Here is a 19,863-nt window from a genome sequence, read left to right as displayed (position 1 = left end):
GGCACGACCTTTCACCGATTGACCGAATCCTCCTTGCACCTGCGCACCGCCGCCGCCGTACTGCTCTTGCTCCTCTGCTCCCACTGGGCGGGGGCGCAGGTGGACAGTAGCGCCGTAACGGTGGGCTTTTCCGGCTCTACGGCCGATTTTCAGGTGAGCGCGGACAGCCTCGACGCCCCGGTGGAGTACCGGAGCCGCGACAGTATCATCGCGGAGGTGGGCAGTCAGCGTATCCACCTGTACGGGGAGGCCCAGGTCGATTACCTGGACATCAGCCTGAAGGCCGACCACATCGTACTCGATTACGGGACTAACCTGGTGGTGGCAGAACCCTGGCCGGATAGTTCTGGAACGTTGGTGGGTGACCCACAGTTTAGTGATGGGGGTCAGGAGTTTACCGCCAAGGGGATAAAGTATAACTTTAAGTCCAGGAAGGGCATCGTCACGGATACCAAGACAACGCAGGACGATGTGTACGTGCTCGGCGGAAAATCTAAGTTCGTGAGCGGGGCGGTGCAGACCAACGACAGCACCCGCTCGGACGTGATCTACACCGAGGGGGCCATCTTCACGAGCTGCTCCCTGGACCACCCCCATTTCGGGATCCGCACGCAGCGGGCCAAGGTGGTGCCCAACAAGCTGGCGATCATCGGCCCCTCGAACCTGGAGATCATGGGCGTGCCGACGCCCTTCTGGCTTCCCTTCGGCTTCTTCCCGCTGAAGAGCGGCCGCAGCACCGGTCTGCTCTTCCCCAGCGATTACCAGTACAGTCAGCAGTGGGGCTTCGGCTTCCAGGGGGTGGGCTGGTTCTTCCCGATCGGCGAGCACGTCAATTTGCAGGCCACGGCCGACATCTACCTGAACGGCACCTTTACGATCAACACCGCCACGAGCTACCGCCGCCGGTACAAGTACAGCGGCAATTTCGACTTCAGCTACCGCCACCTGATCCAGAAAACCTCGATTGCCCAGGGCTACCAGGACATCGTCGACCGGGGCATCAGCCTGGGGTGGCGTCACCGGCAGGATCAGCGTGCCCACCCGACCTTCAACTTCGGTGGCTCGATCAACTTCCAGACCAACCTGGCCGACCAGCGCTTCCTCAATAGCTACGAATCCGTCAGCACGAACGTGATCCGTTCGTCGATGAACATCACCAAAAACTTCCCGAATCTCCGTTCCACCCTGACCGCCGGCCTCAACCACAGTCAGAACAACCAGACCCGGGAAATATCGGTAAGCTTTCCCGACGCCCGCTTTCAGACGCAAACGCTCTATCCTCTGCGGCAACTGCCCGGCCGGCTCAATGCCTGGTACAAGAAGCTCAGCGTACGGTACACCAGCCAACTGAAAACTGAATTCTCGGGTACGGACACCACCTTCTTCACCCAGCAGACGTACGACGACGCCCGGTACGGCTTCCAGCACACGGCCAATACCGCCCTGAGCCTGAACGTACTGCGCTACTTCAACGTGAGCCCCAACGCCACCTACTCGGAGGTGTACTACGGCAAGACGCTGGAGTACTTTCTGGATACCACCACCATTCGCACCGTCGACGTGGTGAACGAGGAAGGGCAGACGGTCGTCGATACTACCTCCTTTGCCCAGATCGCCAGCCGCCTGAACCCCGGTCTGGCCAGTTTTCGGACCTTCAGTGCGGGCGTCAGCGTGAGTACCCAGCTGTTCGGTAAGGTGCAGCTGCCGGGCCGGGGCATCTTCGGACTGAAGGGCTTACGGCACGTGATGAAACCTTCGGTTTCCGTGTCCTATAGTCCTGATTATCAGAACGCGCGCGACTACATCAGCGGGCTGCCCTACTTCATCCGGGAGAACATGATCGACCCCGAGCGCGGAAACCCGGAACGTTTCGTCACGCCCTTTGCCGGACAGATATTCTCGGCACCGAGCCAGGGCGACCTAAGTTTCCGCGCCAGCTATAATATCTCCAACCTCTTCGAGGCAAAGGTGTGGAACCGCAAGGACAGCACCGACCAGAACATCAAGCTCTTCCAGAACATCAGCGTTAACGGCAGCTACGACCTGGGTGCCGACACGCTCAACTGGAGTACCATCAACGTCGGGGGGAGCACCCGACTATTCAAGGGCCTGACCCAGGTGAACCTGCGGGCTACGCTCGACCCCTACGTCACGCGCTTCGACGAGCGGACGGGCGGCGTGCGCCGCATCAATACCACCGTACTGAGCGAGCGCGGGGCGCCCTTCCAGCTCAACCGCTTCAACGGAACGCTTTCCACCCAGGTGACGGTGGCAAAGATTCGTCAGCTCTTCCAGGGCGAGGAAGAGGAATTCGTGACCGACATTGCCGAGGAGCGCCGCCAGCGGCGGGAAGAGGAGAATACGCTCTTCGAGGAAACGGACATTCTGAGCCTCTTCGAAAAGTTCAGTATCCGCCATACCCTCAATTACAGCCTCGACCGGGAGGTTTCCGACATTCCGGGAGCACGGGATACCCTGCGCTTCAACACCACCGCCAATAGCCTGGAGCTGCGCGGTGCCCTGCAGCTGACCGAGAACTGGAGCGTTAACATCGGCCAGATCGGCTACGACTTCACGAGCAAACGCATCACTTATCCCTACCTGAGTTTCGCCCGTGACCTGCACTGCTGGGAGATGCGCTTCAGCTGGGCGCCGCAGCGCAACACCTACCAGTTCAGCATCTCCGTCAAGCCGGGCACATTCGATTTCCTGGAGGTGCCGATCAACCAGAACCGATACGACGGGCAGCAGCTGTTCGGAAACTAAAACGCCCGTTCCGCGGGGGCGGAACGGGCGCAGTCGACCGAAGGTCGGTTGCTACTACAACGAAGTGGGGCGGGTAGCCCGGGTCGTGTAGAAGTCGCTGGTGTAGAATTCTTCGTCCAGCATATCCGCCTCGCGGTGCGTATCCGTGGAGAAGCGGTCGCGGTTGTAGGTGTTCCCGTACTCGTGGAAGCCGGCCAGGTAGTCGTTGGTATCTACCTCGTAGCGGGTAGTATAGCCGTGCTGTTTGCGGAAGCGGGGGTAGTCGACCAGGTGATCGTAGGCCACGCCGGAAAGGATGACGTTCCGGTTTTCACGATCGATGTGGATCAGTCCTACGGGGATGAGCGCGTGACGCTCGTCCGCTTCGTACAGGCCGCGGTCGTGCCGCCCGATGACTTCTTCGTCCAGTTCGACCTCCACGTACCGTACGACCTTGGCGGTCGTATCGGCCAGTAAGCCTTCAACCTCGCCGATGCTTTCGCCGGACTGGAGTTTGACGGTATAGCCACTGGGATCGACGTCGTCGTGGTGCACCTTGTAACCGGACAGGTCGTCAAGGAATTTCAGCCGGCTGTTCCGCGAGGTATTGGTGTCCACGTTCCGGCGGTCGCTGTTGTCGTTGTTTACTATGGTACTCATGATATATGGTTGTTTTTAAAGTAATCGGTAGGGTGGGGATCAGCTCAGATCCTGCAGCACTTTGCGGGCCTGGGAGAAGAAACTCCGAACGTTTTCCTTCTGGTTAAGCGTAAGCGTTTCAGCTGACATGGCCTGCGCGTCGTTGCGCAGGGCATCGATGTCGGCGGCGCTGTTGCCGGAGTTGGTCTGATTGTCAATATCACCCAGCATCTCGACGATCAGCAGGGAAGCCATTTTGATCTTGTCGGCGTGGTCGCCGGCCATGGGATCTTCCATGATCTCATTGGCTAAGCGGTCTACGCGATCGGACTTTTCCTTTACCGAGGCTTCGGACATGAGTCCCTTCTGCTCCGCGATGGCCTTGGTGGCATCTGCGAGCTGGGTCAGGGCGCGGTGACTAAATTCGTGGTCGAGGCCCATCTCACCTTCCATATTCTGGGTGGTGTTGAGGTAGGTGGTAACGGCCGCCAGTTCTCCGTCTCCGACTTCGTCGTAGTCGTTGTAGTTATTGTTCTCATCGATGCCCGTGGCCACTCCGGCTACGCTGTCATCGTCTTCAACAACTTCCTCGGTGTAGGTCTCGGACGATTCGTCAAAGGCTTCTGCTACTCCCCAGACGATGAGTCCCAGGACCAGAAGTCCGATGATCCACGGCCATACTGATCCGCCGCCTTTTGGTTTTTCTTCGATTCTAATTTGTGCCATGATATTTTGTATTAAGTCAGGTTAGTGGATAAAATGTTGGAAAGAGGGGATAAACACAGTATCTATCGCCTCGTGCCTATTTATTAAACGTGAGGGGTGGGTGGGCATGTTCGTTTAAGCGTTTGGGGGGCGTGGTAAAACAAACCCCCCGGCCAACAACTGCGGCCGGGGGGTTAAGCCATCCCTTTGGGGATACGGTGTGCAGATTACCTGCGGTCGTTGCGTTCACCGCTGGTACGTGACCGTTGGTCGGTACCTTTCTCAATGTCGATTTCCGTTTCCCGGGCGGTTTCCCGCACGGTTTCCTGACGCGAGTCGACGTCCTTGCGCACGTTGATCTCCTCTACTACGCGGGCCTCTTTGGAGACAACGGCTTCTTCGGCCGTTTCCTTTACCGAGATCGTCCGGTCGCGCATATCGGCACCGGTGGCGGGGCGATCGACCGGGTTGCGGGTTACGCTGACGTGTTCCGTACGCAGGCGGAGAGTTTCTTCAACGGGGCGCTCGATGATGTGGCTGCGTACCGTGATGCCACCCGTCTGTACTTCCCGCTTGCCGATGGCTACGTTCTCCTTGATGACTTCCAGGGTGTCGTCCTGGTCTATGTCGCCGTCAAAGCGTTCGTTGAGCTGGGTGCGGTTGGTGTCGGCATCGAAAGAATCCGACTGGTACTTCTCGTAGCGGTCTTTCATGTCGATGGAACCGTAGTTGTCGAGGATCGTGGCGGCCTGGCGGGCCTGCTCCATTCCGTCGGTGTGTACGGTGACCACCGTACCGCGGCTGGCTACTTCCGTTCCGACTTTCCGGCGATGCTCGTAGTCCTTGTCGTCGTTTCCGAACATGTTTTCGAAGAAACGTCCTATCGCGTTGTCGTCGTCGTTGTGCCGCTCACCGTGGGATCCGTACTTGGATACGTCCACACTGTCGGACTTGAAGCCCTGGTTTTCGAGTGCGCGTTTGGCGCTGTTGGCTTGGCTGATGGTGTCAAATACACCGATTACTGTCTGGTTATTCATTACTAATGCTGGTTATGGTGATAAAAAAGTGGATGTTGCCATCCGATTATTCTTTGGGTTGGTCCGGATCCGCAGGCTTGCGGGTTACCGTAGCCTCTTCGGAGCGAAGCTGGATGTGCTCGGTACGTTCTTCGGTGGTTCGTTCCCGGATGAGGTGTATTTCTTCGACCAGAATCAGGCGTTTGATGACTACTTCTTCTTCCCGGATTATGGGGATGACGAGGTTCTCCCCTTCGTAGCGTACCTGTGGCGCTGTGTCTACAGTGCGGTTGACGGGTACCCGTTCTTCCCGGTAGCGGGTTCGGATCGTGGTCAGTGGGACATCAATCTCTTCGGTCTTGACGACCTTGCGGACTTCAACTTCGCCAGTAATATTTTCTCTGGAAGAAATGGACAGCTTTTCCTTTATCACCGGAATTTTTTCGGTTTCCACCATTTTATGTGGTTTTACCGTTTCCTTAGCTTGTCCGTCTTTGCTGTCTTCCATCTGATTATAGAGGTGGGTGGGAGCATGATAAGTTCGCAGAAAATGGAAAAGAGCTACTTATATTCTAGTATTTCAGAAAATAAGAATCCCCCAACCGGCTCTGTCCGGATGGGGGATTCTTGTTCGACCCTGGCGCTTAGCCGGGACAGAAACCGCATTTCATGGCGATCTGCACCTGCCACGCGTTGCTCAGTACGGAAGGACTGTAGCGGAAGGGCTCGGTGGAGAACGCAAGGGTTCCGGGTAAGGTGTAAAGTGGCTGGAGGGGCTCCCTGTCAGTGTCGGCGTACGCTACGCTGGTCCAAACACCAGTATAGATAAATCGCTCTGACGTGCCGATTACTGCTTAATGAGCCTGCTAGTCGCAGTAGCATTGGAATGGCTGTTGTAAACCGAAACGGTGTAAACGCCACTCGGTAATCTGGCCACATCCAGATCCAGGAAATTCAGATTCGAAAAGTTGCTGAACTCAACTACTCTACCCAGGTAGTCGGTAATCGTCCACGTTCCGTCAACGGGTTTAGTGCCCAAAGTTATCCTCGTAGACTGCGTAGCGGGGTTGGGGTGGGCGTACAACTCCTGGGCTACAAACTGCTCGGTGTCGGCATCGAAAAGGACGGTGGGGTCGTAGTTGTCCAAGTCCTCCACCTCGGGGCTGCCGCCGGAGGCCTTTGCTACGAAGTTGGCCGAGTACCGGTACCGGCAATTATAGGCGACATAGGTACGGTCTACGGGGAGTATGGTTCTCTGGGGGCAGGAGGTGTTTATCTGCGACACGGTCTGGCCCTTGTATTTGTTGGCAGGAAAGCCGGTGGCCGGAGTTGAAGTGTCGACAATGTCGGTTTCATAGACGAGTGACAGCACCATCTCCTGACCCGCGGTTCCGTTTGTCTTTTTCAGGGCTACCAGGAGCAAAATGTCCACTGTACCGCAGAAGGAACCACTGGTTTCAAGTGAGCATTCACCGTACTGCTCATTGTAGTCTTCCCCTTTGAACTGATCGAGGATGACCGTATAGTCCCCTAGGCAATCCAAATCTATGAGGGGAGAATAGTAGACGCCGGGACTCGTGGCATTGGAGGTTAGTTGGGGGCTCAGTATGCCATAATTTTCGCAGCTTCTGAATCTGAGGGCTGCCTGAATGCTCAAGGGTGTCTCCTGTATCCCTGCCGCCGCATTGACCACGTACTTGATAGTTTGCAGGTCAAGCTGATAGGCCTTCTTTGTGTTGACACCGGGTTGGCAGGGAGCGCTGGAATACGAGGACTGCGTGGTGTAGCGCTTGATCTTCGGACGAACCATGAGATTGAATACTCCCAGCGGGTTGTTATACACCGGAATCAGTGATGCAAGATTGGAAGTCGGTTTGGAACCGGGAGTGAGGATGGAGGTGGATTTGTCTCCAGTTTTAAACGTAGTGGTTCCGTCGCCGCTGAACTTATAGTTGGAGTTGTACCCAACCAGCATGGGTGAAGTCTTCTTTCCGGTAATGAAGAAATCAAGGAGTTGTAATACACCTCCCACGGCTGGCAGGAAGGCAAAATCCGATAAGAATTTCAGCTTGCCTTCAGATTGATTATTCGGGGAGGAAAAGCTGTAGCTCGTAAACTCATTGTAGTCCTTATATCTTTTCAGGGCCCCGATAAACCCGTCGCTGATTCTGCCGGCTATGTCGATATCGTTGGATGATCCGGTTGCCTTGCTGTAAATAGCTTTGGATTTTCCCGTGCCTTCGAGGACCAGGCTAATTTCGGATATCGACTGTAGGGTAGGCGCAAATTCAATACCCGAAGTGTGGTCGCATACACACGGGTCGTACGCCGTGGGGAAATCCAAAATGATCCAGGCCCCGGACTCGAACACGTGGTTCGGCTGAAGATAGGATCGAGCCTGGGACGGCCGAGCGGTTTCAAGGGGGCTGATCGGGAGGGAACTGTAACTGAAAATCTGGGAACCCTCTACTACTTCGCCTGCCTTGTATACCCTTGCTCCGACGGAGGCAGCATTAAACGTGGAGTTTGCATTAGGCACGTAAAACAGCACGCGAATTATTCCCGTGTATCTGTTGTACAGTGCAAAGGAAGCGTTGTCAACCGGTAAACTTGCCTTACCGAGGTTTTTGTACAAAAGCTCCCATCCATTTGTTGGTTCGTAATCAATGGTTGTCAGCGCGGTGGCGATGTACTGGGTATTTACGGGTAATGAGTTATTGACTATTCTGAAGGGTGACTGTATCCTCCGGAAGCCCCCGCTGGTCAGGTACAGATCGAATTGAATTTGCCGCCAGTCCCAGATGTTCACCGTGCTACCCAGGGTGGTTTTGGGTGGGCAGTACGGATTCGACTGAGCGGAAAGGGATTGATTCAGTATGCAACTGATGAATAGTACCGTCATGAGGGTGGCGGCAAGAAGGTGGTAGTTCTTGTTCATGGAGAGAAATTTGTGGGAATAATCTACCCGAGGTAGTTAGTGGAGCGAAAGTCGATAAGCAAACTTACGTCCGATATATATCCAAATTGGAAAACTTTAGTTAAATATCACTCCTAGTATGCAAATATAAATTTGCAAAAAGATGAACATGCGGAATCTATTTGTTGGGTTCATGCTCCGGGCGGGGCGGTATATTTCCGCCCGCGCTGGCTTGGTAGTAAGCCGGCCCATAGCATGCACAGCTACGTAGCCGTCACGATTACTTCAGCACTTTCCTGAAACAAAAAACCCCCGACCGGAAGTCCGGTCGGGGGTTTCGTTATGCAGGTATAGCCAGAGCGTGGCTGCTACCGGAAAATGTAGCGTAAGCCGACCTGTATGGTGTACCGGCTGCTGCGCAGTCCGCTGTCATCAAGGTTGTCATCCCAAATAGTGTCGGGTTCGGCACCGTCTACGATCTCGGAAGGCACCGTGAACGAGGGAACGCCATCGTCGCTGATGTCTTCGAGGTTAACCAGGGAGTAGGTTCCGAATCCGAGGCTGTTAAGACGGCCCCAGTTTTCGTTCAGGAGGTTGTTGAGGTTGAAGACGTCGAGAGAAATTTGGAGAACGTTCTCCTTGCCGTTGCTCATGGGGATCTTAAAGTCCTGCAGTACGCGGGCGTCGAAGATCACCTTGAAGGGACCCCAGGCACCGTTGCGTTCGGCGAACTGACCGCGGCGGTCGCTCAGGGATTTGTCGGCGTTGATGAAGCGCTCCAGGGCGGCGTACTGCTCCTCGGCACTGACACCGTTGTCGTCTACCAGATTGGCTTCCTCGAAGGAGGCGGGTACGTAGGCCACTTCGTTGAAGTCAAAGCCGAAGTCGTTTACCAGATCGGCGTTTCGCGCACCCACTACGTAGGTGTAGGGCTGGACCACGTCACCGTTCATGAACAACGAGATGGTAGTGGAAGCGTACTTGGAGTAGGGGATGGCGTAGGACAGCGAACTAAAGACGCGGTGTCCCGGGGCAAAGGCAGAGCGCTGTACCGGTCCTTCGTCGTTACGACCTTCTGGGTTGTAGTACCCGCGCCACTGCGAGCTGTTTTGGCTCGAAGTACCGTCGAAGAGGCTGTAGGAATCACCGTAGGAGTAGCCCAGCGTACCGATGAAGCCGTTGGTGAAGGGCTTTTGCAGGACGGTGGAAAAGTTCCAGGCGTAGCCTTTATCGGTATTCGTGCCCAGGTAGATACCCGTGTAGTTACGGTCGATGGCGGACGAGCTGGTGTAGATAACCCGATTGTCGCCGGGGCCGGTGAGACGCGACAGGTTGTCGGGATCCAGGTTCAGGCTCTGGTAGCGTACGTAGTTGCTGAACTTCGTGTAGAGTCCTTCAACAGTCAGGTTGATGTTGCCGGGCAGCTTGTAGTCCACCGCAAGATTGATCTTGGTGGTCTGGGGCAGCTTGAAGTTTTCGGCAAACAGGTCAATCTGGCCCGAAGGTACGATAGCGTTCAGGTCAATATCTCCGGGTACCTGGCTGTTCACGTCGGGGTTGAATACCACAGAGTTGCGTCGGCGCACGCCACCGACGTTAAGACCGTAGTTATTGTAAGCACCGCCGACCCACACGAGGGGGGCACGGCTGGTGAAGATGCCAATACCACCACGCAGTTGCAGGGTGCGGTCGCCGAGAACATCGTAGTTAAAGCCGAGGCGCGGGCTAAAGAGGATCGAGGACTTGATGCCCTGACCCGTACGGGCTCCCTCTAAGTCATACCCAGCCGCTTCAAGGGTGGGGATGGTTTCATTGTTGAACTGGTTGTTGACCGGGACATTGTCGGGGTAGATGGAGATGTCGGCCCGTAGTCCACCCGTAAGGCGCAGCAGATCGGTGACCTGGAACTCGTCCTGAACGTAGAAACCGAGCAGGGTTTGCTTGAGCGAGGCGATGGCCGCACTTTCGTCGCCGGTCACGTTGTCGACCTGGCTGAAGCTGCGGTCGTACTGGCTGGCGGGCAATCCGAGCAGGAACTGATCGAGGGCCGAGGTGTCACCGATGCCGAAGTATTGGTATTCACCGAAGTTCTGCCGGATGAACAGGTTGCCCGCCTTGAAGAATTCGAGGTTGGCGCCGACCAGAATGTTGTGACGACCGGCGTAGATGTTGAAGTCGTTCTTGATCGTAAGAACATCCTGGTTGAGCAGGTTGGCCGTGCTGAAGGGCTCGGCGCCCAGTTCGATCGACTCCCCGTTGTCACCGTCGTTGATGCTCACGGTAGGAAAGTCCGCGCCGAAGGGGTCGCGATCGTCCCGCACCAGCGTCAGGCCAATGGTGAGGTTGTTGGAGGTATTGTTGTCGAAGATCGAGTTCAGTTCGACGGCGGAGCTATTGGTCTTGGAGGTAAAAAATTCCGAGCCGTTGATAAAGTTGATGCTCCGGCGGCCGGAACCGCGGGCTTCCAGGTTCTCCGCGTTCACGTAGGAGTGGCGGACGGACAGCTTGTGCACCGGGCTCAGGTTGAAGTCCAGCTTAGCCAGGATCTTGTCGCTGTTCAGGTAAGCGGTATTGTTGTCGAAGGAGCCGAGGTCATATCCGAATTCGCCAACGTAATTCCGCAAGCGGGTAATGTCCTGGGCGGTGCTGTTGCCGGAGTAGTTGGCGATGTTGAAGGGCTGGGGGGTTTCGTCGCGCTGCAGCTCGGCGTTCACGAAGAAGAATACCTTGTCCTTCACAATGGGGCCACCGAGGCGGGCACCGTAGGTCTTCGCGGAGAAGGGTGCGATCTCGTCGAACTCGTACCCGTCGTCGTTGACGAAGGCATTGCTGCGGGTGAGGTTTTCGTTCCGGAGAAAGTAGTAGGCACTGCCTTCAAAATCGTTGGTACCGGAGCGGGTCACGGCACTGATGGATCCGCCGGCGAATCCACTCTGGCGCACGTCGAAGGGGGCTACGGCAACCGTGAACTGCTCCACAGCGTCGATCGAGATCGGGGAGACACCGGTCTGGCCACCGTTGGTGCCCGAGCCGGACAGACCGAAGGCGTCGTTGTTCACGGCGCCATCGATGTAGATGCTGTTAAAGCGGTTGTTCTGGCCCGCGATCGAGATAGCGAAACCGTCGCCTTCGGAAATCTTGGCCAGCGGGTTGAGGCGGGCGTAGTCGGAGATGTTCCGGTTGACCGTGGGCAGGGCGTTGATCTGCTCCTCGCTGACCGTAGTTTCCTGTCCCGTGCGTCCACCGTCGAAGACGCTGGAGCGGCTGCCCACCACGGTCACCTCACCGAGGTTCACGCCGGCACCGCCCAGGCTTTCGTTGAAGTTGAAGGCCTGGCCGAGCTGCAGGTACACGTCGTTGCGCACCACGGGCTCGAAACCCACGTAGCTGGCGGTGATGGTGTAGGGGCCACCCACACGCAGGCCGGGGAGGCGGAAGAAGCCCTTCTCGTCGGTGGTGTTGCCGTAGCTCGTGCCGGAGGGGGTATGAACGGCCTGCACGGTAGCACCGATGAGCGGTTCTCCCGTAGCGTCATCCGTAAGTTGCCCGTAAATGGATGAAGTGGTCACCCCCTGAGCGGCCGCCATATAGGGAAGCAGCGTCACCAGGAGCAAGGTGAAGAATGTGGTCAAAAACCTCATGCTTAGAAAGATTTGGTTGATTAGGTTCCGGCAGATACCGCCGTATTTGGCTGCAAAGGTCGAGAGCTTTTCCGACGTTCACGTTAACCTAATGTTAACCTTTACCCAATCCTCACACAAGGGGAGCCTCCGGGCTACTTGTCCTGGCGGGCAAAGACTTTGCGGAGCAGTTCAGTATTCCGCAGGGCGGGATTTTCCCGTAGTTCCGTTTCCTTTACCTCGATCAAACCGAACATTCCATCAAGTGCGCGCCCTGTTACGTAGGCATCCAGATTGGGCTCGGTTTTTTTCACCAGGGGTATTTTGTTGTAGGCCGTGACCACCTTATTCCAGATCTCGTTGGCGTTCACCTCGTCGAGTGCGGCCCGGATCACCGGTTGAAACTCTCCGGTCAGGGCGGTAGTGGTGTTGCCCTCCAGGTAGCGCGTGGCTGCATCGTCGGGGCCCATGAGCAGGTTCATAGCATCCTGAAAGGTCAGGCCCTTAATGGCGCCGACGAAGATGGGGGTGGCCTTGGTCGCGGCCAGCTCGGCGGCGCGGTTGATGCGCAGCGTCAGGTCCTGCTCCACGTTGCCGAAGCCGGGGAGCGCGCTCACGCGGCTTACGATGGCCTGGGCCTCCTCGGGGAGCAAAATCTTGTAGGGACTCTGCAGGTAGCCGTTCTCGGCGGAGAGGCTGGTGACGGCCTTGCCCACGCCCTGGTCGAGCGCTTCCTTGAGGGCGGTGCCCACTTCTTCGTTACTGAGGGGGCTATCGCCGTTTAGTACGCCCTTGGCACGGTCGGCGATCTTGCCGAGCTTACCGAATTGCGCGGACGCGGGTGCGGCGAACAGGGAAACCAGAAAGAGGGCCAGGAGTAGACGAAGTTTCATTTGCTTGGGGGTTTAGCCGGTAAACGCCGGGATACGGCGACGGATTACCCCGGGGCGTTAATCCTTTCTTACGGTTTGTCCGATAGCGGGTGGCTTACAGGTCCGCGCGGGTGACGCCTTCGATCTCCATCACCAGGTCGGGGCCGTAGAGTCCCGCGGGGGTCTGGTAGCCGGATTCCACCGCTCCGTCGAGCACCTTCCGTACGATCAGCAGGGCGCTGTGGGCCGTCAGGGTGTAGCCTTCCGGAGTACGGAGGCGGGCCGCCACGACCTTTCCGCTCACGTCCTTCACTTCGCCGTAGACGTAGGTTTCGGCGCGCTCGCGCTGGGCGTCGTCGGGCCCCGCGGGACGGGCCTCGATCTTCTTCCGCAGGTAGTTCTGCACGGGGCCAAGCCGGAGCAGGGGGCCTAAATAGTTGCTCCGTTTCATGGAAGTGATCTGCGCCGGAGGCACCGAGAAATACGTCTTGATGTTTGGGATGCCGGTCGTGAAATAGGCTGTGAATACATCGCCCCACGGTATAGTGACCGCCTGCAGCGGCACCTGCTCCGTGAAGGGGAATTCCCGCACGTCGTAGGCTGCTTTAACCGGCTTGATCTTGCCGTGCTCGCGGATGGCACCACCCGATCCCAGGCCTCCAAGCATGGTCTTGGCCGTACCGTGGCTCAGCATGCCCCCCTTCCAGGCAAAGGCCAGGGTAAGTTCGGTCGCCTCGGGCATCTTTCCTTTGAGGTAGGCGGCCAGGCAGTCGGTAGGTACCACGTCGAAGCCGACCCCCGACATCAGCATCACGCCGGCGCGCTCGGCGGCGGGGCCCAGCTTGGCCCCCAGGGCGAAGACGGGTATTTCCCCGGTAATATCCAGGTAGTGCGTGCCGGTGTCGATGCAGGCCTCCATCATGGGCTGGGCGGTTTGCTCGAAGGGGCCGGCGGCGTGCAACACCACCCGTTGGCCGCCGAGCAGGTCGTGGAGTTCCTTCTGGTTGTTCAGGTCCACGGCGCGGTAGTCGTAGCCGAATTCATGGTGCATGGCTGCGAGCTTTTCCGCGTTGCGGCCGCTCAGCAGCGGTTTCAGCCCGACCTCCGCCGCCATGCGGGTAATGAGGCGGCCGGTGTATCCGTAGGCACCGTAGAGTACAAAATCGTTCATGTCGGTGGTAACGCAGGGCAGGGGGGATAGGGTCAGCGCCATTCCCGATAATTTGCCTCGCCGGTCCACTTGTCGTACGTACCAGTACTGGCCGGTCCGCTACTCGCCGGTCCACTTGTCGTACGTACCAATAGTGGCCGGTCCGCTACTCGCCGGTCCACTTGTCGTACGTACCAGTACTAACCGGTCCGCTACTCGCCGGTCCACTTGTCGTACGTACCAATAGTGGCCGGTCCGCTACTCGCCGGTCCACTTGGCGTGGTCCACTTGGCGTACGTACCAGCGGCCAGTTTTATTTGGCGATATCCGGCAGAGTATTTACCTTGCTGCCATGCAAATGACCAATACCAACTGGTGGTGGCTTTCACGTACTCTCCCCTGAGCACGCGGTAGCTCCTTTGCATAAGAATCAAAGGCCCGTCGGATGCTCCGGCGGGCCTTTTCCGTTGGGCCTGCCGGGCCCGGCACAAACACACACACGTTTTGACCCCAACCACTCTGGCCCAGCCGACGACCCGCATCCGGGTCCTTACGCGTCGCCTGACGGCCGACCAGCTCACCCCGGTGTCCGTCTACCTGGCGGTGCGCGACCGCTTCACCGACCCGGTACTCCTTGAGTCCAACGAGACCCGCAATCACGAGCATTACTTCAGCATCCTGGGCCTGGAAACGCAGGCTTACTACCGCGTCGATGGTCCTACCATCCGCCGCGGCCGGGTAGGGGAGACCCCCACCAAAGTCGACTGCGGCGATGCCAATACCGTAAGCGATGACCTACGTGCCTTTCTCCGGTCGTTCGACATCGACCACGGAGACGCCCCGCCCGTCGTGCGGCAGTTCAACGGGCTGATCGGCCACACCAACTTCGAGGGCGTAGCCTACTTCGATACGCTCTCCTTCCAAAACCCCTCGCACCTGCGGGCCCCAGCCCTCCGCTACCATCTGTACCGCTTCCTGTTGGTGTTCCACCACTACCGTGACGAGCTGCTGTTGCTCGAGAACCTGCCGGAAGGAGAGGAGAGCCGCCTTGACGAGGTTGAGCGGGCCATCCGGGCCGGGGGCACGGTGCACCCCTTCGCGCTGCACGGCGAGGAAACCAGCAATATGACCGACGCGGACTTCCGCGAGCTGGTGGCGCGCGGCAAACACCACTGCCACGTCGGCGACGTGTTCCAGATCGTGCTGAGCCGCCAGTTTCGCCGGGGCTTCCAGGGCGACGAGTTCCAGGTGTACCGTGCCCTGCGCAGCATCAACCCCTCGCCCTACCTCTTCTACTTCGACTACGGCGACTACCGCATCATGGGGTCCAGTCCGGAAAGCCAGATGGTCATTCGCGACGGCGTGGCGCGCCTTAACCCCATCGCCGGCACCTACAAACGGACAGGCGACGCCGCCAAGGACGCCGCCGCCACCGAACGCCTGCTGGCCGACCCCAAGGAGAACGCCGAGCACGTGATGCTCGTGGACCTGGCCCGCAACGATCTGAGCCGGCACACCCGCGACGTGACCGTGCGCAGCCTGCGGCAGGTGCACTACTACAGCCACGTGATCCACCTGGTCAGCACCGTCGACGGCAAACTCGTGGGGGACGACGTGGCCATCCGGGTCTTCGGTGATACCTTCCCGGCCGGCACCCTGAGCGGGGCACCCAAGTACCGGGCCATCGAGCTGATCGACCGGTACGAGAACCAGCAACGGGGCTTCTACGGCGGGGCCATCGGCTTCATCAACTTCGACGGCGGCATGAACCAGGCGATCCTGATCCGCTCGTTCTTCAGCCAGGATAACGTCCTCTACTACCAGGCCGGAGCCGGCGTGGTCGCCGCCAGCGACGAGGAGAGCGAAACGCAGGAAGTGTACAACAAGCTCGGCGCACTCACCAAGGCACTCACCAAAGCGGAAGGGCTGCCGGCCAGCTTTTAACGGACTGACATGAAAATCCTGATACTAGACAACTACGATTCCTTCACCTACAACCTCGTCCACTACATCGAGGAGGAGCTGGGACAGTCGGTCGACGTTTTCCGCAACGACCAGATCAGTCTGGACGCGGTGGCCGCGTACGACCTGGTGGTGCTGAGTCCCGGTCCGGGCGTTCCCGCCGATGCGGGCATCATGCCGGCCCTGATCAAACGGTACGCGGGGGAGAAGGTCATCTTCGGCGTCTGCCTTGGCCACCAAGCCATCGGAGAGGCCTTCGGGGGCGCCCTGCACAACCTCGCCGAGGTGCACCACGGCGTGGAAACCGACATGCAGCGGACCCCGGTGGCCGACGATGCCCTCTTCGCGGACGTGCCCCAACGCTTCCGCGCCGGCCGCTACCACAGCTGGGTGATCGATCCGGCCACCCTGCCGGACGAGCTGGAGGTCACCGCCACCGACGACGCCGGCGGTATCATGGCCCTGCGCCACCGCGAACTGCCGATCTTCGGCGTTCAGTTCCACCCCGAGAGTATAATGACGGAGCACGGACGGCTCATGATCCGGAATTTGCTGAACTTTGTCCAAACCCGGTTAGCCACCCTCAAGCCACAAGAATCATGATCACGACCCAGATAGACGAGCGCGGCTACTACGGCCGTTTCGGCGGGGCCTACATCCCCGAGATGCTCCACGCCAACGTGGAAGAGTTGCGGGGCAACTACGTGCAGATGATGGGCGATCCGGAGTTCAGGCGGGAGTTCGACCTGCTGCTTAAGGACTACGTCGGCCGCCCCAGCCCCCTCTACTACGCCGACCGCCTGAGCAAGCACTACGGCGCCCGGATCTACCTCAAGCGCGAGGACCTCAACCACACCGGCGCCCACAAGATCAACAATACCATCGGGCAGATCCTCCTGGCCGAGCGGCTGGGCAAAAAGCGCATCATCGCCGAGACCGGCGCCGGACAACACGGCGTGGCCACCGCCACCGTCTGTGCCCTCAAGGGCCTGCAGTGCATCGTTTACATGGGCGAGGTCGACATCGAGCGGCAGGCGCCCAACGTGGCCCGCATGCGCATGCTCGGCGCCGAGGTACGGCCGGCCCGTAGCGGTTCCCGCACCCTTAAAGACGCTACGAACGAGGCCATACGCGACTGGATCAACAACCCGGAAGACACCCACTACATCATCGGCTCAGTGGTCGGCCCCCACCCGTACCCGGACATGGTGGCGCGTTTCCAGTCCATCATCTCCGAGGAGACCAAGTGGCAGCTCCAGGAAAAACTCGGGCGCGACTACCCCGACGCCATCGTGGCCTGCGTGGGCGGGGGCAGCAACGCCGCCGGCGCCTACTACCACTACCTCAACGACGAGCGCGTGCGTCTCATCGCCGTGGAGGCCGCCGGCCTCGGCGTGGACAGCGGGGAATCCGCCGCCACCAGCCAGCTGGGTAGCGAAGGCATCATCCACGGCAGTCGGACGCTGCTGATGCAGACCGCCGACGGACAGATCGTAGAGCCCTACAGCATCTCCGCCGGCCTCGACTACCCGGGCATCGGCCCGCTGCACGCCTTCCTCATCGACAGCGCCCGGGCCGAAGCTATCAGCGTCACCGACGACGATGCCCTGGCCGCGGCTCTCTTCGTCGCCCGGCAGGAGGGCATCATCCCCGCCCTGGAGACGGCCCACGCCTTCGCGGCCCTGGACCAGATGAAGTACGGCCCGGAAGACGTGATCGTGGTTTGCCTGAGCGGCCGCGGCGACAAGGACCTGGCCGCTTTCTCCGCCTACCTCGACAGCGACGCGCTCCCCCAATAATCTTCTCACCCGCCCGCATCGGGCATCCGACTCCGTACCATGAACCGACTCAGCGCACTCTTCGACCGCAAGGAGCGGGATATCCTCAACGTTTACTTTACGGCCGGCTACCCGGCCCTCGACAGTACGGTACCCATCATCCGGAACCTGGCCGAGGCCGGAGCCGACCTCATCGAGGTGGGCATGCCGTACTCCGACCCCATGGCCGACGGAGAAACCATCCAGCAGAGCAGCATGCGTGCCCTACAGAACGGCCTGACGCTGGACGTGCTGTTTCGGCAGTTGCGCGAGGCCCGTACCCACACCGAGATCCCGCTGGTGCTCATGGGCTACTTCAATCAGGTGATGCAGTACGGGGCGGAGCGCTTCGTCATGGCCTGCCGGGAGGCTGGTGTAGACGGCCTCATCCTGCCCGACCTGCCCGCCTACGAGTACGCGCGCGACTTCCGCGAATTGGCCGAAAGCGCCGGGCTGGAGGTGAGTTTCCTGATCACGCCCATGACCACGGATGACCGCATCCGCGAGATCGCCGCCAGCAGCAGCGGGTTTCTGTACGTGGTGAGCAGCAGCAGCATCACGGGCGGCAGCTCCGAGATCACCGACCGGCAGCGGGCCTACTTCGACCGCATCGCGGCCCTCGACCTGCCCAATCCGAAGCTTATCGGCTTCGGCATCAGCGATGCCGCCACCTTCCGCACGGCCTGTGAGTATTTCAACGGGGCCATCATTGGCAGTGCCTTCATCCGCGCCCTGGCCGGCCAGGAGGAGCGGGTAGGGGAGGCCACCCAGGAATTCGTCCGCGACATCCTCGAACCGAGCCTGACCTAAACCTTCCCATGCCCGACCAGCCGCTACTTATCGTCCTCGGCGGGCCCACGGCTTCCGGCAAGACCGGACTGGCCATCGAGGTGGCGCGGCACTTCGGTACCGAGATCCTCAGCGCCGACAGTCGGCAGTTTTACCGCGAGATGCGCATCGGTAACGCGCGGCCTTCCCCGGAAGAGCTGGCCGCCGTGCCCCACCACTTCATCGCCGACCGCTCCCTGGACGCCCCCCTCACCGCCGGCACCTTCGCCGCGAAGGCGTTGGAGGTGCTCGCCCGGCTCTTTACCACCCACGAAACGGCCGTACTGGCCGGGGGCAGCGGTCTCTACATCCGGGCCCTCTGCGAGGGGTTGGACGAGTTTCCCGCCGTGACCGAAGCGGCGCGTACGCGGGTGCAGGGGATTGTCGAAGCCGCCGGGTTGGCGGGATTGCAGGCCGAAGTGGCCCGTCTCGACCCGGAATACTTTGCGACGGTCGACCGGCAGAATGGACGGCGGCTGGAGCGGGCGTTGCGGGTCTGCTTTACGGAGGGGAAACCGTACAGCAGCTATCTCGGCAAGATCCCGAAGCGTCCCTTCCGCCCGGTGTACCTGCAGCCCGCCATCGGTCGCGAGCCGCTCTACGCGCGCATCAACGACCGCGTGGACCGCATGCTGCGCCACGGGCTGGAGCAGGAAGCCCGTGCCCTCTTTCCGCGACGGGGGCAGCCCGTGCTGGAAACGGTAGGCTACCAGGAATGGTGGCCCTGTTTCAATGGGGAGTACGACCGCGACCGGGCGGTGGAGCTCATCAAGCGTAACAGCCGCCGGTACGCCAAGCGGCAGGTAACCTGGTTTCGGGAGTATGCCCCGGTCGTAGGATTACCGGCGGTAATTCGGGCGTGTGCGCGGCGGGACGCGGAGTGATCGGGCTGCGCGGTAATCCTTGCTTGCATCGGAGGCGCCCCAAAATACAGAAGCCCCGCACCGGTCATTTTCGGGCGGGGCTTCTATGAGAGTAGATCGTGCCGATTAGTTACGGCTGTAGATCGAGCGGCCATTCTCCATCATGTCGGCGATGTCGCTGCGGTCGGCGATGTAGCGGTAGCGGCTGTTGGTCATTCCTTCCGGACGGTCGCCGATGATGTAGTAACGTACGTCCATGTCCGGCGCGTTGACAACCACCTGATCGGTAACCCGCATCATCTCCCCGTCGGAGAGCTCGCGGCCTTCGGTGGTCAGGCGGGCCAGTACGACGATACGGTTGGCCGTAGCGTAAACGTCTTCGATTTCGAGATTGGATTCCTGGTCAACGTCGGCTTCCACCATGAGGGTGGTCTCTTCGGAGTCGCCGTAGTCGCTGGGCCAGTCTACGTTCACTACGGGGACTTCGACGGGTTCTTCTACCATTTCCACGCGGATCTTGGGCACCTCGACCATCCGGGTGGTAGTGGTCACGTCAACGTCGGCCCAATCGACGTCAAATTCGGGCAGGTTGCCGGCCTCGGTATCGACGTCTACGTCGACTTCGGGCAGCTCGGTCGATTCGGTCTGGTCAACATCACAGGACGAAAGAGAAAAGAGAAGCAAAGTAAGCAGGGGTAACATGCGAAAAGTCATAAAAGCTGAGATTTA

The 19,863-nt window shown here is 59.4% G+C and carries 15 protein-coding genes; 6 read left to right on the top strand and 9 right to left on the bottom strand.

Annotated features, from left to right (window positions below; genetic code table 11):
• Window positions 1-18 precede the first annotated feature (18 nt).
• Window positions 19-2,766 (top strand): putative LPS assembly protein LptD, encoded by a 2,748-nt coding sequence (locus tag DQG19_RS02390; RefSeq protein ID WP_116124615.1) that lies wholly within the window; start codon window positions 19-21, stop codon window positions 2,764-2,766.
• Between the two features lie 54 nt (window positions 2,767-2,820).
• On the opposite strand, the gene DQG19_RS02385 is transcribed toward DQG19_RS02390, so the two are convergent.
• From DQG19_RS02385 to DQG19_RS02350, 8 genes are all read right to left on the bottom strand, one after another.
• Window positions 2,821-3,405: a hypothetical protein gene (locus DQG19_RS02385; protein ID WP_116124614.1), complete on the bottom strand. Its 585-nt coding sequence runs from the start codon at window positions 3,403-3,405 to the stop codon at window positions 2,821-2,823.
• 39 nt (window positions 3,406-3,444) lie between these two features.
• Window positions 3,445-4,110, bottom strand: a complete 666-nt coding sequence (locus DQG19_RS02380; protein WP_116124613.1) for a hypothetical protein — start codon at window positions 4,108-4,110, stop codon at window positions 3,445-3,447.
• Between the two features lie 206 nt (window positions 4,111-4,316).
• Entirely contained in the window at window positions 4,317-5,126 is an 810-nt protein-coding gene (locus DQG19_RS02375; protein ID WP_116124612.1) for a YsnF/AvaK domain-containing protein, read from the bottom strand.
• 46 nt (window positions 5,127-5,172) lie between these two features.
• Window positions 5,173-5,613, bottom strand: a complete 441-nt coding sequence (locus DQG19_RS02370) for a DUF2382 domain-containing protein (protein WP_116124611.1) — start codon at window positions 5,611-5,613, stop codon at window positions 5,173-5,175.
• Window positions 5,614-5,952: 339 nt separating this feature from the next.
• On the bottom strand, window positions 5,953-8,043 hold the full coding sequence (locus DQG19_RS02365) for a T9SS type A sorting domain-containing protein (RefSeq protein ID WP_116124610.1): 2,091 nt from the start codon (window positions 8,041-8,043) through the stop codon (window positions 5,953-5,955).
• A 347-nt stretch (window positions 8,044-8,390) separates the two neighbouring features.
• Entirely contained in the window at window positions 8,391-11,663 is a 3,273-nt protein-coding gene (locus tag DQG19_RS02360) for a TonB-dependent receptor (RefSeq protein ID WP_116124609.1), read from the bottom strand.
• Between the two features lie 134 nt (window positions 11,664-11,797).
• Window positions 11,798-12,535 carry a DUF4197 domain-containing protein gene (locus DQG19_RS02355; protein ID WP_116124608.1) on the bottom strand — a complete coding sequence of 246 codons (738 nt, stop codon included), beginning with the start codon at window positions 12,533-12,535 and terminating at the stop codon, window positions 11,798-11,800.
• Between the two features lie 94 nt (window positions 12,536-12,629).
• Window positions 12,630-13,727, bottom strand: a complete 1,098-nt coding sequence (locus tag DQG19_RS02350) for a saccharopine dehydrogenase family protein (RefSeq protein ID WP_232826422.1) — start codon at window positions 13,725-13,727, stop codon at window positions 12,630-12,632.
• A gap of 441 nt (window positions 13,728-14,168) precedes the next feature.
• On the opposite strand from DQG19_RS02350, the gene DQG19_RS02345 reads away from it, so the two are divergent.
• The 5 genes from DQG19_RS02345 to miaA are packed head-to-tail and all read left to right on the top strand — an operon-like array spanning window position 14,169 to window position 19,155.
• On the top strand, window positions 14,169-15,608 hold the full coding sequence (locus DQG19_RS02345) for an anthranilate synthase component I family protein (protein WP_232826421.1): 1,440 nt from the start codon (window positions 14,169-14,171) through the stop codon (window positions 15,606-15,608).
• Window positions 15,609-15,617: 9 nt separating this feature from the next.
• Complete coding sequence (locus DQG19_RS02340; protein WP_116124607.1) at window positions 15,618-16,229, top strand: anthranilate synthase component II; 612 nt, start codon at window positions 15,618-15,620, stop codon at window positions 16,227-16,229.
• A complete protein-coding gene (gene trpB, locus DQG19_RS02335) occupies window positions 16,226-17,425 on the top strand; it encodes a tryptophan synthase subunit beta (protein WP_198661630.1) in 1,200 nt (399 codons plus the stop codon). Before DQG19_RS02340 ends, trpB begins: the two co-directional genes overlap by 4 nt.
• A 39-nt stretch (window positions 17,426-17,464) precedes the next feature.
• Window positions 17,465-18,253 carry a tryptophan synthase subunit alpha gene (gene trpA, locus DQG19_RS02330; protein WP_116124606.1) on the top strand — a complete coding sequence of 263 codons (789 nt, stop codon included), beginning with the start codon at window positions 17,465-17,467 and terminating at the stop codon, window positions 18,251-18,253.
• An 8-nt stretch (window positions 18,254-18,261) separates the two neighbouring features.
• The gene (gene miaA, locus DQG19_RS02325) at window positions 18,262-19,155 is read left to right on the top strand and encodes a tRNA (adenosine(37)-N6)-dimethylallyltransferase MiaA (protein WP_116124605.1); all 894 of its coding nucleotides are present in this window, start codon (window positions 18,262-18,264) and stop codon (window positions 19,153-19,155) included.
• Between the two features lie 105 nt (window positions 19,156-19,260).
• Here miaA and DQG19_RS02320 read toward each other — a convergent pair whose 3' ends face one another.
• Complete coding sequence (locus DQG19_RS02320; protein ID WP_232826420.1) at window positions 19,261-19,818, bottom strand: hypothetical protein; 558 nt, start codon at window positions 19,816-19,818, stop codon at window positions 19,261-19,263.
• Window positions 19,819-19,863: the final 45 nt, after the last annotated feature.

The sequence above is a fragment of the Lewinella sp. IMCC34183 genome (genome assembly GCF_003390915.1).
GTDB lineage: Bacteria > Bacteroidota > Bacteroidia > Chitinophagales > Saprospiraceae > Neolewinella.
This window is presented reverse-complemented; position numbering and strand designations above follow the sequence as displayed.

Coding starts and splice junctions, on each gene's coding strand:
- DQG19_RS02385 (WP_116124614.1), bottom strand. CDS start 3,405: ATGAGTACCATAGTAAACAACGACAACAGCGACCGCCGGAACGTGGAC.
- DQG19_RS02380 (WP_116124613.1), bottom strand. CDS start 4,110: ATGGCACAAATTAGAATCGAAGAAAAACCAAAAGGCGGCGGATCAGTA.
- DQG19_RS02375 (WP_116124612.1), bottom strand. CDS start 5,126: ATGAATAACCAGACAGTAATCGGTGTATTTGACACCATCAGCCAAGCC.
- DQG19_RS02370 (WP_116124611.1), bottom strand. CDS start 5,613: ATGGAAGACAGCAAAGACGGACAAGCTAAGGAAACGGTAAAACCACAT.
- DQG19_RS02365 (WP_116124610.1), bottom strand. CDS start 8,043: ATGAACAAGAACTACCACCTTCTTGCCGCCACCCTCATGACGGTACTA.
- DQG19_RS02360 (WP_116124609.1), bottom strand. CDS start 11,663: ATGAGGTTTTTGACCACATTCTTCACCTTGCTCCTGGTGACGCTGCTT.
- DQG19_RS02355 (WP_116124608.1), bottom strand. CDS start 12,535: ATGAAACTTCGTCTACTCCTGGCCCTCTTTCTGGTTTCCCTGTTCGCC.
- DQG19_RS02350 (WP_232826422.1), bottom strand. CDS start 13,727: ATGGCGCTGACCCTATCCCCCCTGCCCTGCGTTACCACCGACATGAAC.
- DQG19_RS02340 (WP_116124607.1), top strand. CDS start 15,618: ATGAAAATCCTGATACTAGACAACTACGATTCCTTCACCTACAACCTC.
- trpB (WP_198661630.1), top strand. CDS start 16,226: ATGATCACGACCCAGATAGACGAGCGCGGCTACTACGGCCGTTTCGGC.
- trpA (WP_116124606.1), top strand. CDS start 17,465: ATGAACCGACTCAGCGCACTCTTCGACCGCAAGGAGCGGGATATCCTC.
- miaA (WP_116124605.1), top strand. CDS start 18,262: ATGCCCGACCAGCCGCTACTTATCGTCCTCGGCGGGCCCACGGCTTCC.